Source organism: Janthinobacterium sp. BHSEK, from assembly GCF_056174685.1.
Genome location: NZ_JBWBYV010000005.1, coordinates 26,204 through 41,029, shown reverse-complemented (window position 1 = coordinate 41,029; position 14,826 = coordinate 26,204). Strand labels below are relative to the sequence as shown.

Genomic DNA, 14,826 nt, shown 5'->3' with positions numbered 1-14,826 from the left:
ACGGGGGAGCCATGGACGTACGCATCGACGCATCGTGGAAGGCGCGGCTGGAGGGGGAGTTTGCCCAGCCCTACTGGGAGCGCCTGGCCGCCTTCGTGAAGGAAGAGTACGCGGCGGGGCCGTGTTTTCCTCCCGGTAAATACATTTTTCGCGCCTTCGACCTGACGCCGTTCGAGCAAGTCAAAGTCGTGATCCTGGGGCAAGACCCGTATCACACGCCGGGCGCCGCCATGGGGCTGTGTTTTTCGATTCCCGAAGGCACGCCGCCGCAGCCTAGCCTGCAGAATATCTTCAAGGAATTACAGAGCGACGTGGGCGTGGTGCGCACGCGCACGGATTTGTCTGATTGGGCGCAGCAAGGCGTGTTCTTGCTCAACAGCGTGCTGACGGTGCGCGCCGGGGCGGCCGGTTCGCACGCGGCCAAGGGGTGGGAAAAGCTGACGGACAGCGCCATCGGCCACCTGTCCGCCGAGCGCGAGCACCTCGTGTTCATCCTGTGGGGCGGCTATGCGCAAGCCAAGCGCAGCCTGATCGACCCCGGCAAGCACCTGGTGCTGACGGCGCCCCACCCTTCGCCCTTGTCGGCCAGCAAAGGTTTCTTTGGCAGCAAGCCGTTCAGTCTGACGAATGCGTATCTGCAGGCACATGGACAGAAAGCCATCGCCTGGGGATAAGTCATGACACAGTACGGCAACCGACAGCGGCAGGCGTTGCTCCCTGCCGCTGTCTTCGCGCGACTTACAACACCTGGACAGAACCGTAGCGAGCGGATGTGCGGCGTGGCCGAGAAGCGCAGCTGTGCTTTAGCACAGTGAGCATCGGAGGCTGCGCCCCACGCCGCGCAGTAGGTACTGTCAGGTGTTAAAAACTGGTGGACAGGCCGGCGTAGATGCTGCGGCGCGCGCCATACTGCGGCGCTCCCACGCCCACGCCGGAACCGTCGCGCAGCAAATACGACTTGTCGAACAGGTTGATCAGGGCCAGGCGTCCTTCCACCTTGCCCACAGGCGTGTTCTTCCACGTGTGCGTGAGCGCCGTGTTGACGGTGAAGTAACTCGGCAAATGGCCGGAATTCGGTGCGCCGCCGTCCGGCGTCATGCGCAGGCCGCTGCCGTAGAGGAAGTCAGCGCTCACTTGCGAATCGCCGAAGTGATAATGGCCACCTCCCGACAGCGTGTATTTCTGGTCATGATCGAGGTAGACATAGTGAGAGCTGATGTAGTTCAACTCATCGGCGCCAAACAGGGCTTGCCCCGAATTGATGTTGCGGCCCTGCGCCTTTTGCGTGCTGGCGTTGAGGAACAGGCCCCAGTTTTTCTCGCTGTAGATGGCGGACAATTCCAGGCCCTTGGCGTAGCCGTCCGCATAGTTGAACGGGGTCAGGATCAAAGCCTGGCCGAACTGGCCTTCGTCGAGCAGGTTGTTGATCTTTTTATAGTACACATCGGCCGTCACGGTCAGTTTTGAATTGACCTGGTGGCTGATGCCCACGTCATAGTAATGCGTGCGCTCGGCCTTGACGTTGTCCGACTGGCCGATTTCCGGCGCATTCGTCGTGTTCGCGTACAGGTCGATGCTGCCCTGCGCCGCCAGTTCCTGCGGCGGCGGCGTGAAGTAGCGCGAATAGCCTGCGTGCAGGGCCGTGCCCGGCGCGATCTGGTAGGCCAGGTTGACGCGCGGGCTCCATTGCTGCTCGTTCGTGTAGGCCGAGACCTTGTCGAAGCGGGCGCCGTAGTTCAGGGTCAAAGGCTTGCTGATATGCCATTCATCCTGCAGGTAGACACTGGCCAGGGTGCCCGTCTTGCCGCTGTTGTCCAGAATGCTGACCGGCGTGGTGGAGGTTTGCACGCCGTCCAGCGCGGGGAAGACGGCCACCGTGTTGTCGCTGGTCGTCTTCTGGCGCGTGTAGGCCAGTCCCGCGCGCACGGTGTGGTCCTGGTGCCATTTGTAGCTGATGTCGAACTGGGCGCCGGAAGCGCTGTTCGCGCGGCGCGAATCGGAGGCCACGCCGTTGTAGATCAGGTCGCCGATGGCGTCGGGCGTGAAGTGCAGTTCCGAATACTGGTGGAAGGCCGACACCTGGTAATTCACGTCGCCCAAGCTTTTTTGCAGCGACAGCACGAGAAAACGGTTCACTTCGCGCTGGTTTTCATTCAGCTGCGATGAAGGAATGCTGGCCGTGCCCGCCTGCGCGTCGCTATGGCCGGCCAAGCTGAATGCCGGTGCCTGGTCCGGGTTGTTCGGGATCTGGAAGCGGCCGTTGTACGTGCCGAACATGGCGCCCAGACGCGTGTTGTCATCGAGGAAATACGACAGGCTGCCGAACGATTTGTTCTGGCGCGTCTTGTCGTGCAGGGCGCTGCGCGTGGCTTGCGGGTTTTCCACGCCCAGTGCATTGCCGAGATAGCTGCCGGACAGGTAGTAATTGAACTTGCCCATGCTGCCGAAAAATTCGGCACTCGGCTCCACATGGTCGTGGCTGCCGACCATGATACCGATGCGCCCGCCCGGCGTCAGTCCGCCCTCCTTCGTTTCAATATCGACGATGCCGGCCGTGCGCAGGCCGAACTGGGCCGGCAAGGCGCCCGTCATGAAATCCGTCTTGTCGATCAATCGCGTGTCGATCGACTGGCCGAAGCCGCTGATGCTTTCGGGCAGTTGCACGCCGTTGATGCGGTATTGCACGTTGGCATGGTCGTCGCGCACGTGCAGGGCGCCGGAACCCTTCGAATCCTGCGACACGCCCGGCAGGCGCAGCAGCACTTCATTGAACGGCGTGTTGTCGCCCTGGCCCAGCATGTCGACCATATGGCTGTCGATGCTGTAGATGGTGGTGCCGACCTTCGGCGACAGCGCGATGCGCGCGCTTTTCAAGTGGGCGGAGGTGACTTCGACCTTTTGCATTTCCGGCGGGGCGGCATCGGTGCTGGCTTCGGCAGGCTCGGCGGCATGGGCGGAAACGGTAAACAGGCTGGCAAGGGCGAGCGACAGCGCGCTCAGGCGTGGTGTGTGTTGCATGGTAAACCTCAAAGATAGTCAACGCCAGGCGGCCCGGCGCGCATCAAAGTGCGGCAAAGGGCAGCCTGAAAAGGATAAAAAACAGCGTGGAAACTACAGTGAGGCGGCAGGCGGGCCGCGCACGGGCGGCAGGACGAGGACGGCGATGGGCGCCAGGGTAGCGGGCGCGAGGGCTAGCAGGCGGTACGGCAGTAACTGGGCGGGCGGCTCGGCGATGGCCGGCGGCACGGCGATGTCGGCCACCTTGTCGATGGCGGTGGCGCACAGCGCGCATTCTTCCGCGTCGAGCGTCGTCTTGTGCAGGTGCGAGGCGGCCGTCGACAGCAGGAACACGAGGGCCAGCGCACTGAACAGCGCCACGCACAGCTGCCACGGCGTGCGCGCGAGGGCGGACGCCGGGTAAGGCTTGCGGGTGGGCTGGCGGGAAGACATGGGCGCATAGTAGCAAGAAAATCGCCCCGCTGTCAGCGCTTGTTGCGTCATTTGCGCTGGAGCGGGCTTACACGGTGGCGCGCAGGTCGCGCGGCGACAGGCCGTAATGCTGGCGGAAACGGGCCGCGAAGCGCGATGGCGAGGCATAGCCGCAGGCGGCGGCGATGTCGCCGATGGGTAAGATGCCAGATTGCAATTCCTGCAAGGCCAGTCCCAGCCGCACGTCTTCCAGGATGGCGCGGAAATGGCGCTGTTCCAGGGCCAGCTGGCGGCGCAGGGTGGAGGCACCCAGGTGCAGGTGGCTGGCAACCTTGGCCACGCTCCAGTCGGCGCCCGGGTCCAGCAGCAGCACTTGCTGTACGCGCGCGGCCAGCGGATCGCGGCGGTCCAGCAGCAGCGGGCCGCAATGGCCGCCCAAGGCCAGGGCCAGCAGCAAGCCTTCCGCCTGGTGCGCCAGCAGCGCAGGCGGTGTGCTGCTCGCCAGGCTGGCCATCAGCTGGTCCCAGGCCAGCGCCGCGTGCAGGTCGAGCGGCACGCACAGGCTGGCCGTGGCCGCCTGGCGCAGCTGGGCGTCGACGAGGCCGCCATGGCGCGCGCGGAAACGGGCGATCAGGGCCGGCGAAAAACTCAGCACTTCCGCCCGGTAGCCTTGCGCGCCGGGCAGGTTGGCCACGCCCAGTTCTTGTCCCGCCGGCATCAGCACCACGTCGTGCGTGCCGGCGCGCGCCTGGCGGGCGCCCCATTCCAGCAATTTCGTTCCTTGCCGCACGCGGCACAGGGCGCTCTGGAAGACGGGTACGCGGCGCAGGGTTTGCGCGCGGCGCGCCTCGATGGTGCCGTGGGCGATGCGCAGCTCGCTCAGGGCCACCGCCCCCACGTCATCTGCCATACAGTCCCGTCAGCTGTGCCTTGCCCAGCGCGTTGGCGTTGAGCATGTAGCCCAGCATGGCGCCGCTGGCGTGCCGGTCCAGCGGCAGTTTGTCCGTTTTCAGGGCCCAGACCGTGAGCTGGTAGCGGTGGGCCTTGTCGCCCGGTGGCGGGCAGGCGCCGCCGTAGGCGCTGTCGCCGTAATCGTTGCGCCCTTGTACGGCGCCGGCCGGCAAGGTGGCGGTTGTCGTTCCCGCAGGCAAGGACGTGGTGCTGGTTGGCACATTGAACACGCTCCAGTGCCACCAGCCGCTGCCCGTGGGCGCGTCCGGGTCGTACAGGGTGATGGCGTAGCTTTTGGTGCCGGCCGGCGCGTTGCTCCACGACAATTGCGGCGACAGGTTGCCGCCCGTGCAGCCGAAGCCCTGGAATACTTGCGCGCTCGCCAGGCGCTGGCCGGGGGCGATGTCGGTGCTGGTCACCGTGAAATCGGCGGCGTGCGCGCCCAGTTGAAGAGCGAGGCCCAAGGTGGCGGCGAGGAAGCGGGAGGCGGTCATAATTTTCCTTTCGATAAGTATAGGGGAAAGTGTATGTCGCGCAACATAACCGCGCGATGCCGATGCGCTCGCTGATGGTGCCGAAACGCTCGTTTTATCCTATTTCCGACGTTTGCATGAGCGTGTTGTGCGGTTTGCCGCTTTCTGACCGCGCATGATTTTCACTGTCGGGCTTTCATGCTATCGTTCCGCAGCCTAAATTTCCCAAAGTTTCCATGTCCCGACGCCCGATCAAGTGGTTGCTCAGCAAACTGCACCTGTACGTGGGGCTATGGTTCGGCGCCCTGTTCGTCCTGCTGGGCTTGACCGGTTCCGCCATCGCCTGGATGCCGGAACTCGACGCATATCTGAATCCCAATTTGTTGCAGGCGAGCACGCCCGCGCCTGGCCAGGTGTTCCAGGTGACGCCGCGCACGCTGCAGGCGGTGGTGGATGGGCTCACGGCCGACCCCGCCTACGGCAAGCCGAGCCAGCTCAATCCGCCCGCCGATGCGCGCGACGTGTATGTGGCCTCGTACCGTCAGCCAGGCAAGCCATCCCTCTTCAGCCAGGCCATCGTGCGCCAGGTGATGGTCGACCCGTACACCCTGCAAGTCAAAGGCGAGCGCGACTGGGGGCGCTTCGGCCTCACGCGCCCATTGCTGATGTCGGGCATGTTTCATTTGCACCGCTATGTATTGTCCGGCGACGCGGGCAAGACCATCACGGGTATCTCCGGCGTGGCCCTGCTGCTGATGGCCATGAGCGGCATCTACCTGTGGTGGCCGCGCCTGCAGTGGACGGCAATCCGGCGCGCCCTGACGGTGTCGCATGGCGGCTCCTGGCCCCGTTTTAATTACACCTTGCACAAGGCGGCGGGCTTCTTTGCCGCGCCCGTGCTGGCCGTGCTGGCCTTTTCCGGCATCTATTTCAATTTGCCGCAATTGATCGTGCCCCTGGTGGAACTCGTGTCGACGGTGCCGGACACGGCAAAGTTGAAGAATGTGGCCCGGGATGGCGCCCTGCTCGATGCCGGCCAGGCCATGGCCGCCGCGCAGCAGCTGTATCCGCAGGCGCGCGTGTCGCGCATCGTGCTGCCGGCCAAGAAGGATCAGCCATACGACGTGCGCGTGCGCCAGCCCGGCGAAATCGCCCACGGCGACGGCGCCACGCGCATCACCCTGGACGCGCGCAGCGGCTTGCCCCTGCGCATACGCGATCCCTTGCGGGCGCCGGCCGGCGATGTCTTCCTGGGCTGGCAATTCCCCCTGCATTCGGGCCAGGCCTTTGGCGTGGCCGGGCGCGCCTTCATTACCGTCTTCGGCCTGATGCCCTTGCTGTTCCTGCTGACGGGGACGCTGGTGTGGTGGAAGCGGCGGCGCGGCAAAAAATAGCTGTGCTCAAACCATTGCCGGGAAAGTTGCTATCATCATAGTATTTTCCGGCAGATCCGCTGTCCGGACCCACCCGCACAAGGACCAGCATGAGCAATCCCGAGATCACCGTAGCAATGTTGAATGAACGCGGCACGGACCGCCTGCCTGGCCACCTGGGCATCGTCATCACGGCCGTGGGCGACGGCCAGCTGACGGCGGAATTGCCCGTCTTGCCGCACCTGCTGGCGCCGAACGGCTACCTGCACGCGGGCAGCGTGGTGACGCTGGCCGACACGGCGTCCGGCTACGGCTGCATCGTCAACCTGCCCGAAGGCGCGACGAATTTCACCACCATCGAGCTGAAATCGAACCACCTGGGCACGGCCCGCGAAGGCACGCTCACCTGCACGGCCAAGGTCGAGCACAAGGGCCGCAACACGCAAGTGTGGGATGCCGTGGTGAAAAGCAAGGAAACGGGCAAGACCATCGCCCTCTTCCGCTGCACGCAGATGATTCTGTATCCAAAGTAAGGTAAGCAACCCAAATCAACTGCTGGGGTCAGACCCGACGGGTCTGACCCCCGGATTTTGCGTTAGGGTTAAATTTTTACCCAGTTACCTTTATACAAAACGGGTCCCGTCGGTCCGTTCGGATCCGGCGAACCGCCTTTCGGTTCCAGGGTAACGGCCAGCAAGGCCACGTCGTTGCCGAGGGCGCGCTGCGACAGGGCCAGTTTTATATTGCCCTTGTCGGCCAGCAAGCCGAGCGAACGGGGGTTGCCGCTCTTCGGCACGGCCCACAGTTCCAGGTCGCGGTCGGCAGGCACGGGCGCGTTGCCCACCATGCGCACCTCGAGCGCGCCGTGGCGGCTGTCGGCCGTCAGCAGCAGGGCCGTTTGCGCCTTCTCGTCCGTCAGGCTGGCGACATAGCTGATCTGCGGCGCCTCCATCACGCGCGTGGCCAAGACGATCACCAGCAGCGCGGCGATGGCGCTCGACGCCATGCCCAGGCCACGCCAGAACGACAGCGCATCGCCGAACCAGGACCAGCCGCCCTGCGGCGCCAGGTGCAGGCGCTGCTCGATCTGCTGCCACACGCGCTTGGGCGGCGCCACGGGGGTGGCGAATTCGGCCATCGGTTCCAGGCGCTGGCGCCATTCGGCCGTGATATTGCGCAAGTCGGCGTCGTTGTGCAGCCAGCCTTCGAAACGCCGCCGCGCGCCCCCTTTCAGGGTGCCCAGCACGTATTCGGACGCCAGTTTCTGGCGCAGCGCGTCATTGCCGCGGATATTCATGATGCCTCCCGTTTCGCCAGGCACGTGCGCAGCCGTTCCAGGCTGCGGCGTATCCACGTCTTCACGGTACCGATCGGCAGCGACATCTGCTGCGCCACTTCGCTGTGCGACAGGTCGTGATAGAAGGCCAGGGCGACCACCTGCCGGTGCAGCCCTTCCAGGGCCGACATGCAAAACGCCAGCGCCTTGGCGTCACCGCTCAGCTGCAGTGATTCGATCGGCGTGGCCTGGGGGTCCCGGAGTGCATTCATGACTTCGCTATCAAACTGTTCGGCATCGATTTCCACGGTATCGTCGCTGCGCCGCAACACATCGAACGCCTTGTTGCGCACGATGGTGGCCATCCAGGTCATCGGCGCGGCCAGATGGCTCTGGTAAGCGGCGGCGTTGTTCCAGATGGCGACGAACCCCTCTTGCAAGGCTTCTTCAGCGAGCTCTTGCTTATGCAATATACGCAGCGCGAAGCCAAACAGTTTCGATGAGGTGGAAGTATATAGCTGGCGGAACGCCGCGGCGTCCTTGTTCCCGGTGGCAAGCAGCCAGGCTTTGAGTTGCTGCGGGTCAAGCGATTGAGCGGCTGGGGACACGGCTGGCCTTCACAAGGTGAATGGGATCACGCCTGGGAAGGTTATAACAGATTGACAACGCTTGGCAACAAGGTTTTGCGCCGTGTTTGCGCGGTGCCTTAACCGGCGATGGCCGATTCGAGCAATTTGTGCAGTTCGGCAAATTCCGGCTTGCCCACGTAGCGCTTGAGGATCTTGCCCTGTTTGTCCAGGACGAAGGTGGTGGGCGTGAGGGCCACGTCGCCGTAGGCCTTGGCCGCCTCGCCCGTCACGTCGAGCGCCACCTTGAACGGCAGCTGGCGTGTTTCGGCGAAGTTCAGTACGTAGTTGGCCGGATCGTATTTCATGGCCACGGCCACGAATTCCAGCCCCTGCCCCTTGTACTTGTTGTAGGTGTCGACCATGTCCGGCATTTCCGCCACGCAAGTGGTGCACGAGGTGGCCCAGAAATTGACCATCACCACCTTGCCGCGCAGGCTGGCCGAAGTGATCTTCTCGCCATGGATGCCGTGGAAGGTCACGTCCGGCGCACTTTGCTTGTCGTTCAGCGACAGATAGCCGGCCGCCGCCACGCCCGCCACGAAGACGGCGATCAGGGCGGGCTTGATCCAGGACTTGCTGGCGGAGGGCGAAGTTGACATGGCAAAGTTTCACTAATGTAGAGCAACGATGCGGCCATTATAGACGCATCGTCACTCAGGCGCCGTAGGTCAAACGGCGGAGGCGCTTACTGCTGGACCGTGTCGCTGACGGTGTTCGTCGTGCGTTGCTGCGGCGGGTCGGGCTGCAATTGCTTCAGTTCCGCTTCCGAAATGTAGTCGAACAGCTTGACCACTTTCTGCACGCCGCCCACGCCGCGCGCCACGTCGGCCGCGACCGTGCCTTCGCGCTGGGTCACGCGTCCCATCAGAAAGACGGTGGCGTTTTCCGTGACGACCTTGAACGAGGCGGCCGAGATGGTTTTCATGTCGACCAGGCTGGCCTTGACCTTGGTGGTGATCAGCGCATCGTTCGAGCGCGAGGTATAGCTGGCCGGGCCGGCGATGATCAATTCATTGGCCACCGATTCCACGCCTTCGATGTTGCGCACTTCGCGCTCGACGGCATTTTTCATCGCCTCGTCGCGCACTTCGCCCGTCAGCAGGACGCGGCGGTTGAAGCTGGTGACGTTCACGTGGCCCACGTCGCCGACGATGGAGGGGATGCGCGACTCGCCTTTCAGGGCGATCGACTTGTCTTCGGTCTGGGCGCCCAGGGTGCGGCGGTCCGCCGCGGCAACGCCGCCCATCACCGCGCCGCCGACCATCAGTTCGATGCAGCCGGTGAGCGAAGTGAGCATGGCGCCGCACAGCAGTGCGGTGGCCAGCGGGCGTTGTACGCGTTTCCAGCCTGGGCCAGTACCGAATTTAGTCATTCACGTCTCCTCCGAATAGCGCGACGTCGATGCCGTCGCAGATGCAATGTATGGTGGTCAGATGGACTTCCTGGATGCGCGCCGTGCGCTCGGCCGGCACGCAGATATGCACGTCGGCGTCCGTCAGCATCTTGCCGATGGCGCCGCCGTCCTTGCCCGTCAGCGCCACGACGCGCATTTCGCGCTCGAGCGCCGCTTCCACGGCCGCCATCACGTTGGCCGAATTGCCCGACGTGGAGATGGCCAGCAGGATGTCGCCGGCCTGGCCGAAGGCCTGCACCTGCTTCGAGAAGATCTCGCGGTAGCTGTAGTCGTTCGCCACGGCCGTCAGGATCGACGTATCCGTCGTCAGCGCCAGGGCCGGCAGCGGAAAGCGCTCGCGTTCGAAGCGCCCGACCAGCTCGGCCGCGAAATGCTGGCAGTCGGCGGCGGAACCGCCGTTGCCGCAAGCCAGGATTTTGTTGCCGTTGGACAATGCATAAAACATCAGGTCGATCGCCTGCGCAATGGGTTGCGCCAGCACGGTAGCGGCCTGGATCTTGAGTTCGGCACTTTCGTGGAAGTGCGAGAGGATGCGTTGATTATTCATAGTCTGCCGATTATAGTGCAGGCGCGCGGCATGGCGGACAAGCACTGTTAAAAATGCTTACATATCGAGGATGTTCTTCAGCCAGCTGATGCGCCCGCCGTCGATGGCCAGCGCGTCGAAGCGGCATGGCGGCACGGTTTTTTGTCCCAGCAGCCAGGTTTGCGCGGCCACCGCCATGCGCCGCTGCTTGGCCGGCGTGATGCTGGCCAGGGCGCCGCCGAAGGCCGCGCTGCTGCGCAGCCGCACTTCGACGAAAACGATGGCGGCGCCATCGCGCATGATCAGGTCCAGCTCGCCGCCCTTGCACAGATAATTGCGTTGCAGCAGCACCAAGCCCTGCAGCAGCAGATACGCGAGCGCATCGTCTTCCCCCTGCCGTCCCCGTTCCCTTTTGTTCCAGAAGGGCGGCATGGCGGTACCCTTATTGTACCGGCGGCATGGTGACAGGTGCCGGCGGGGCCGGTGGCCAGGTGCCCAGCACGCCCTGCTGGTAGGTGGCGGCCTGTTCCGTGCGTTCGAACACGCTTTGATCATTCTCAAAGCGCACGGCCAGGCGGCCCGTCACGCCGTCGAGCGTGAATGGCGCGTTCGGCCGCAGCGCCACTTCGCGCGCCACGCGGAAGGCATCGATGCCCAGAGCGTACAGGCGTTCCATGTCGGCCGTCAAACGGGCGTCAGCCGGTTGCGGCGGCTGCGGATACACCATCACTTGCGGATGGTCGCGCCGCACTTGCCATGGCAGGTCCAGCAGGCGCGCGCCGTCGAGTTCGGGGCCGCTGGCGCCGCGCCCGGCGCCGGGGTTCAGTGATGAGGTGCCATACAGGGGCAGGTCGCTGCCGATGGCCACGCGCATCTGGCGCGCCTGGTCGGCGTCCAGCGCGGCAAACAGCAGGCCAGGCGGCGTGGCGGCCAGGCGCGCGCGCAGTTGCACCAGTTCCGCATCGCTCAGGTAGCCATTCGTGGCCGTCAAGTCCATCACATCGACCTTGCCGCCCTGGCGCAGCCATTCCTGCTTGAAGGCGGCGCTGATGCGGCGCTGCGAGGGCGAACCGGCCGACAGGATCAGGGCGCTGGCGCCCGGCTGTTCGCTGGCGGCCCAGGCGGCGACCTGGCGCGCTTCCGCCTCGATCGACAGGCCCATCACCAGCAGCTTGGCCGGCAGGCGCGCCTCGCCGCGGTTGTCCGGGTGGTTCAGGGCGATCGTTGGTTTACGCACCAGGTCGCTGTTCGCCACGGCCGTCACCGCCGAGCGCGACAAAGGCCCCACGACGATGTCCTGTTCCTCTTGCGCCTGCGCAAACTTGTTCAGGACGTCGCTGCTGCCGTCGCCCGTGTCGATCACCGTCACTTCGAAGCCGCTGCGATCGCGCTCGTACGCGGCCATGAAGCCGGCGCGCAGCAGTTCGGCGGCCGGACCCAGGGAAGCGGAGCGTAGCGGCAGCAGCAGGCCGATGTGGTGCAGATTGCCGTCGGACGGCGCCGGCGCCGTGGCGGCCGGCATGTCTTGCGGCGTGCCCGTGGCCGGCTTGGTGGTGATGGGCGCCAGCGGCGCGCCGCTGCCGTCGTACGCGGTAATATCGGGCACGGCCACGGCGAACGTCACCGGTTCGGGCGCGGGCGGCTTGGGCGGCACGGGAGGCGGCAGCGGCTTCGGTGGCGGTAGCGCCCTTGTGTTAGATTCAATAGGCGCGCACAATTGCCCGGGCGCGTCGCAAGGCGTGCTGCAAGCGCTCAGCATGCCGGTCGCGGCACAAACAAGCAGTAACTTCACACTATTAGCAAGCATTTAACCTCCAAAATGACCGTACAAGAAATCAGTTCCATCGCCAGCCTGCCCATCATGACAGAGGCGGCGCACCAGGTCTATCCTATCGCAACATTGTATATAGTGGCCACGCCCATCGGTAATGTGACCGATATCAGCCTGCGCGCGCTGCACTTGCTGAGCCTTGCCGACGCCGTCGCCTGTGAAGATACGCGCAACACGGCGCACCTGCTGACGCGCTTCGGCTTGAACAAGCCATTGATTGCGGCGCATCAACATAACGAACGCGAAGTGGCGCAGACTTTGATCGCGCGCCTGCAGGCGGGCGAGCGCATCGCCCTCGTTTCCGACGCCGGCACGCCTGCCGTGTCCGACCCCGGCGCGCGCATCGTCGACGCCGTGCGCGCGGCGGGACTGCGCGTGCTGCCCCTGCCCGGCCCGTCGGCGGCGATCACCGCCATTTCCGCCAGCGGCCTGTTGAATGACCAGTTTTACTTTGTCGGCTTCCTGCCGGCGAAAGCCAAGCAGCGCGAAAACATCTTGCACAGCCTGCGCGGCGTGACGGCGACCATGGTGTTCTATGAAGCGCCGCACCGCATCCTCGATTGCGCCACGGCCCTGGCCGAAGCGTTCGAGCCCACGCGCCAGGTGGTGTTCGCGCGCGAACTGACGAAACTGTTCGAGGAAATCCACCGCTGCCCCCTGTCCGAGGCGGAAAGCTGGATCCGTGCCGACGCGCACCGCGAAAAGGGCGAGTTCGTCGTCCTGCTGGAAGGCGCCACCGAGGCGCAGGACGCGGAAGACGTGGAAGCGGAACGCATCCTCAATATCCTGCTGGCCGAATGCAGCGTCAAGCAGGCGGCGAATTTGACGGCGCAAATCACGGGCCGCAAGAAAAACGCCCTGTATGAGCGGGCGTTGCAGTTGAAGGGGCAGGAATAATTTTTCCTACATACCCATTTTGGGTGGGATCATGCCCAAGTGGGGATGTTGTTAAATTTTCACCACTTGCAACCGCTATCCTTCTTGTCGAGCAACATCAGCACGGGCGCCAGCAAGCCCGCCCCTGCATAGGCGGTGCGGCAATCGCCGCGCTTGCCTTGCGCGATGTCGCGCGCCAGCTGGGTTTCCGTTTGCAGGGGCTTGTCGGGGATTTGTCCCACGGCCGTGCCCACCTTGGACGGGTCGCGCTCGCCCGCCATCTTGCGCGCCGTCTTCCTGGCCGCTTCCATGTCGAATTTCGGTGCCTCTTGCGTCAATGCATCTGGACTGGCCGTCGGCGTGACTGGTGAGGCTGGTACGACCGTGATGGCTTGCGGGCTGGATTCTTGCGCCGTGGCCGCCGCCGGCGTTTCGCGGGCAGCGGCGCGTTGCGGCTTGCTGATGGGCTTGGGTTCGCGCTGCGGCTTGACGACTTCGACAGGCGGTGGCGGGGGCTGGGCGGCCAGCGGGCGTATCCACACGGCGATCGACTCCACGCGCGGGGCCGTGTCCGGCGGGGCAGGCGGCTGGACGTGGCGCCACAGATAGATCAAGGCGCCATGCAGCAGCAGGGACACGCCGATGCCCAGGACGATGCCGCGGCCCTTCGGCATGAGCTGGCCGCCGCCGCTTCTTTCTATACTGAAATCCATTGCCGTCGTCGCCTTCATGTGTGTCGGGAAAACTTGCCAAGCCAGTGTCGCATATTTCTTGCGTGTTGAAAAATACATGAGTCACTATGCCGTGCGTAAATAATTTACACAGAGTTTCACCTGACCCTTGACCGAAGCCGATACGGCCTGTATTATCTTGGTCTTCGGAGTGTGGCGCAGCCCGGTAGCGCACCTGGTTTGGGACCAGGGGGTCCAAGGTTCGAATCCTTGTACTCCGACCAAATTTGTAGAAAAAAACCCAAGAGTTTCGGCTCTTGGGTTTTTTTTCGTCTGTATGGTTCAGGCAGGTCAGGTAGGTCGGGTTAGCGCAAAGCGCGTAACCCGACAACAGTGTTGGCCATGGCCCGGGTGGCGTCGGATTACGCGTGGCTCCGCCACGCTAATCCGACCTACGCCGCGAGGCGTTTCGCCGCAATCGCATTGCCCGCGCGGCTGGACCCCTTGCGCCCCAGCTGCTGCGAGATGAACTGCCCCGCGTCCACCACCAGGTCCAGGTCGATGCCGGTGGCGATACCCAGTCCCTGCATCATGTACAGCACGTCCTCGGTGGCCACGTTGCCGGTGGCGCCCTTGGCGTACGGGCAGCCGCCCAGGCCGGAGACGGACGAGTGATAGATCGCGATGCCCGTTTCCAGGCTGGCGTAGATGTTCGCCAGCGCCTGGCCATAGGTATCGTGGAAGTGGCCGGACAGGCCACCCACGTGGAACGCCGCGATGGCGCGCTGCATCACCGCCTGCGTCTTTCTCGGCGTGGCCACGCCGATGGTGTCGGCGATGTCGATCTCGTCGCAACCGAGGTCGCGCATGCGGCCCACCACGTCGGCCACGGCGTCCAGCGGCACTTCCCCCTGGTAGGGGCAGCCGAAGGCGCAGCTGATGCTGCCGCGCAGGCGCAGGCCGTGTTCCTTGGCGGCCTTCGCCACGCCTTCGAAGCGGGCGATCGATTCGGCGATCGAGCAATTGATGTTCTTTTGCGAGAACGCCTCCGACGCAGAACCGAAGATCACTACTTCATCGGCTTTCGCAGCCAGCGCCGCATCGAAACCCTGCATGTTCGGCGTCAGCGCCGAGTAAATCGTGCCGGGGCGGCGCGCGATTTTTTCCATCACTTCCGCGCTGGTGGCCATCTGCGGCACCCATTTCGGCGAGACGAAGGACGCCGCCTCGATATTGGCGAAGCCGGCCAGGGTCAGGCGGTCGACCAGCTCAATCTTGACGGCGGCGCTGATGGTGTCCTTCTCGTTTTGCAAGCCGTCGCGCGGGCCCACTTCGACGATCTTGACCTGCTTGGGCAGACTGGTAGTAGGAGTCATT

At 64.4% G+C, this 14,826-nt stretch carries 17 protein-coding genes and 1 tRNA gene; 5 read left to right on the top strand and 13 right to left on the bottom strand.

What is annotated here, in order from left to right; all coding sequences use genetic code 11:
- Positions 1–11 precede the first annotated feature (11 nt).
- Complete coding sequence (gene ung, locus AC0V2Y_RS02780; RefSeq protein ID WP_475417229.1) at positions 12–674, top strand: uracil-DNA glycosylase; 663 nt, start codon at positions 12–14, stop codon at positions 672–674.
- 187 nt (positions 675–861) lie between these two features.
- Here ung and AC0V2Y_RS02775 read toward each other — a convergent pair whose 3' ends face one another.
- The 4 genes from AC0V2Y_RS02775 to AC0V2Y_RS02760 form a co-directional block, all read right to left on the bottom strand.
- Positions 862–3,018, bottom strand: a complete 2,157-nt coding sequence (locus tag AC0V2Y_RS02775; RefSeq protein WP_475417228.1) for a TonB-dependent receptor — start codon at positions 3,016–3,018, stop codon at positions 862–864.
- Between the two features lie 93 nt (positions 3,019–3,111).
- Positions 3,112–3,450, bottom strand: coding sequence for a hypothetical protein (locus tag AC0V2Y_RS02770; RefSeq protein ID WP_475417227.1), 339 nt, complete (start codon positions 3,448–3,450; stop codon positions 3,112–3,114).
- 67 nt (positions 3,451–3,517) lie between these two features.
- Positions 3,518–4,339, bottom strand: coding sequence for a helix-turn-helix transcriptional regulator (locus AC0V2Y_RS02765; protein WP_475417226.1), 822 nt, complete (start codon positions 4,337–4,339; stop codon positions 3,518–3,520).
- On the bottom strand, positions 4,329–4,874 hold the full coding sequence (locus AC0V2Y_RS02760) for a YbhB/YbcL family Raf kinase inhibitor-like protein (RefSeq protein WP_475417225.1): 546 nt from the start codon (positions 4,872–4,874) through the stop codon (positions 4,329–4,331). Before AC0V2Y_RS02760 ends, AC0V2Y_RS02765 begins: the two co-directional genes overlap by 11 nt.
- Before the next feature lie 215 nt (positions 4,875–5,089).
- Between AC0V2Y_RS02760 and AC0V2Y_RS02755 the strand changes: the two genes are divergently transcribed.
- On the top strand, positions 5,090–6,247 hold the full coding sequence (locus AC0V2Y_RS02755) for a PepSY-associated TM helix domain-containing protein (RefSeq protein ID WP_475417224.1): 1,158 nt from the start codon (positions 5,090–5,092) through the stop codon (positions 6,245–6,247).
- Between the two features lie 89 nt (positions 6,248–6,336).
- Positions 6,337–6,759 carry a PaaI family thioesterase gene (locus AC0V2Y_RS02750; RefSeq protein WP_475417223.1) on the top strand — a complete coding sequence of 141 codons (423 nt, stop codon included), beginning with the start codon at positions 6,337–6,339 and terminating at the stop codon, positions 6,757–6,759.
- A 68-nt stretch (positions 6,760–6,827) separates the two neighbouring features.
- On the opposite strand, the gene AC0V2Y_RS02745 is transcribed toward AC0V2Y_RS02750, so the two are convergent.
- From AC0V2Y_RS02745 to AC0V2Y_RS02715, 7 genes are all read right to left on the bottom strand, one after another.
- The gene (locus tag AC0V2Y_RS02745) at positions 6,828–7,523 is read right to left on the bottom strand and encodes an anti-sigma factor (protein WP_475417222.1); all 696 of its coding nucleotides are present in this window, start codon (positions 7,521–7,523) and stop codon (positions 6,828–6,830) included.
- A complete protein-coding gene (locus AC0V2Y_RS02740; protein ID WP_475417221.1) occupies positions 7,520–8,110 on the bottom strand; it encodes a sigma-70 family RNA polymerase sigma factor in 591 nt (196 codons plus the stop codon). The genes AC0V2Y_RS02745 and AC0V2Y_RS02740 overlap by 4 nt, the downstream gene beginning before the upstream one ends.
- 98 nt (positions 8,111–8,208) lie before the next feature.
- The gene (locus tag AC0V2Y_RS02735; RefSeq protein WP_475417220.1) at positions 8,209–8,730 is read right to left on the bottom strand and encodes a peroxiredoxin family protein; all 522 of its coding nucleotides are present in this window, start codon (positions 8,728–8,730) and stop codon (positions 8,209–8,211) included.
- 86 nt (positions 8,731–8,816) lie between these two features.
- Positions 8,817–9,503: a BON domain-containing protein gene (locus tag AC0V2Y_RS02730; protein WP_215410182.1), complete on the bottom strand. Its 687-nt coding sequence runs from the start codon at positions 9,501–9,503 to the stop codon at positions 8,817–8,819.
- Entirely contained in the window at positions 9,496–10,092 is a 597-nt protein-coding gene (locus tag AC0V2Y_RS02725) for a phosphoheptose isomerase (RefSeq protein WP_034752465.1), read from the bottom strand. The genes AC0V2Y_RS02730 and AC0V2Y_RS02725 overlap by 8 nt, the downstream gene beginning before the upstream one ends.
- Before the next feature lie 57 nt (positions 10,093–10,149).
- Positions 10,150–10,503, bottom strand: coding sequence for a YraN family protein (locus tag AC0V2Y_RS02720; protein WP_475417219.1), 354 nt, complete (start codon positions 10,501–10,503; stop codon positions 10,150–10,152).
- A 10-nt stretch (positions 10,504–10,513) separates the two neighbouring features.
- Positions 10,514–11,725 (bottom strand): penicillin-binding protein activator, encoded by a 1,212-nt coding sequence (locus AC0V2Y_RS02715; RefSeq protein WP_475417218.1) that lies wholly within the window; start codon positions 11,723–11,725, stop codon positions 10,514–10,516.
- Positions 11,726–11,890: 165 nt separating this feature from the next.
- Between AC0V2Y_RS02715 and rsmI the strand changes: the two genes are divergently transcribed.
- A complete protein-coding gene (rsmI, locus tag AC0V2Y_RS02710; protein WP_475417217.1) occupies positions 11,891–12,799 on the top strand; it encodes a 16S rRNA (cytidine(1402)-2'-O)-methyltransferase in 909 nt (302 codons plus the stop codon).
- Positions 12,800–12,858: 59 nt separating this feature from the next.
- Here the strand turns inward: rsmI and AC0V2Y_RS02705 are convergent, their stop codons facing one another.
- Entirely contained in the window at positions 12,859–13,491 is a 633-nt protein-coding gene (locus AC0V2Y_RS02705; protein WP_475417216.1) for a hypothetical protein, read from the bottom strand.
- Between the two features lie 165 nt (positions 13,492–13,656).
- On the opposite strand from AC0V2Y_RS02705, the gene AC0V2Y_RS02700 reads away from it, so the two are divergent.
- Positions 13,657–13,733 (top strand) — tRNA-Pro (locus AC0V2Y_RS02700).
- A 168-nt stretch (positions 13,734–13,901) separates the two neighbouring features.
- Here AC0V2Y_RS02700 and AC0V2Y_RS02695 read toward each other — a convergent pair.
- Entirely contained in the window at positions 13,902–14,825 is a 924-nt protein-coding gene (locus AC0V2Y_RS02695; protein WP_475417215.1) for a hydroxymethylglutaryl-CoA lyase, read from the bottom strand.
- Position 14,826 lies beyond the last annotated feature (1 nt).

Coding starts and splice junctions, on each gene's coding strand:
- ung (WP_475417229.1), top strand. CDS start 12: ATGGACGTACGCATCGACGCATCGTGGAAGGCGCGGCTGGAGGGGGAG.
- AC0V2Y_RS02775 (WP_475417228.1), bottom strand. CDS start 3,018: ATGCAACACACACCACGCCTGAGCGCGCTGTCGCTCGCCCTTGCCAGC.
- AC0V2Y_RS02770 (WP_475417227.1), bottom strand. CDS start 3,450: ATGTCTTCCCGCCAGCCCACCCGCAAGCCTTACCCGGCGTCCGCCCTC.
- AC0V2Y_RS02765 (WP_475417226.1), bottom strand. CDS start 4,339: ATGGCAGATGACGTGGGGGCGGTGGCCCTGAGCGAGCTGCGCATCGCC.
- AC0V2Y_RS02760 (WP_475417225.1), bottom strand. CDS start 4,874: ATGACCGCCTCCCGCTTCCTCGCCGCCACCTTGGGCCTCGCTCTTCAA.
- AC0V2Y_RS02755 (WP_475417224.1), top strand. CDS start 5,090: ATGTCCCGACGCCCGATCAAGTGGTTGCTCAGCAAACTGCACCTGTAC.
- AC0V2Y_RS02750 (WP_475417223.1), top strand. CDS start 6,337: ATGAGCAATCCCGAGATCACCGTAGCAATGTTGAATGAACGCGGCACG.
- AC0V2Y_RS02745 (WP_475417222.1), bottom strand. CDS start 7,523: ATGAATATCCGCGGCAATGACGCGCTGCGCCAGAAACTGGCGTCCGAA.
- AC0V2Y_RS02735 (WP_475417220.1), bottom strand. CDS start 8,730: ATGTCAACTTCGCCCTCCGCCAGCAAGTCCTGGATCAAGCCCGCCCTG.
- AC0V2Y_RS02730 (WP_215410182.1), bottom strand. CDS start 9,503: ATGACTAAATTCGGTACTGGCCCAGGCTGGAAACGCGTACAACGCCCG.
- AC0V2Y_RS02725 (WP_034752465.1), bottom strand. CDS start 10,092: ATGAATAATCAACGCATCCTCTCGCACTTCCACGAAAGTGCCGAACTC.
- AC0V2Y_RS02720 (WP_475417219.1), bottom strand. CDS start 10,503: ATGCCGCCCTTCTGGAACAAAAGGGAACGGGGACGGCAGGGGGAAGAC.
- rsmI (WP_475417217.1), top strand. CDS start 11,891: ATGACCGTACAAGAAATCAGTTCCATCGCCAGCCTGCCCATCATGACA.
- AC0V2Y_RS02705 (WP_475417216.1), bottom strand. CDS start 13,491: ATGGATTTCAGTATAGAAAGAAGCGGCGGCGGCCAGCTCATGCCGAAG.
- AC0V2Y_RS02695 (WP_475417215.1), bottom strand. CDS start 14,825: ATGACTCCTACTACCAGTCTGCCCAAGCAGGTCAAGATCGTCGAAGTG.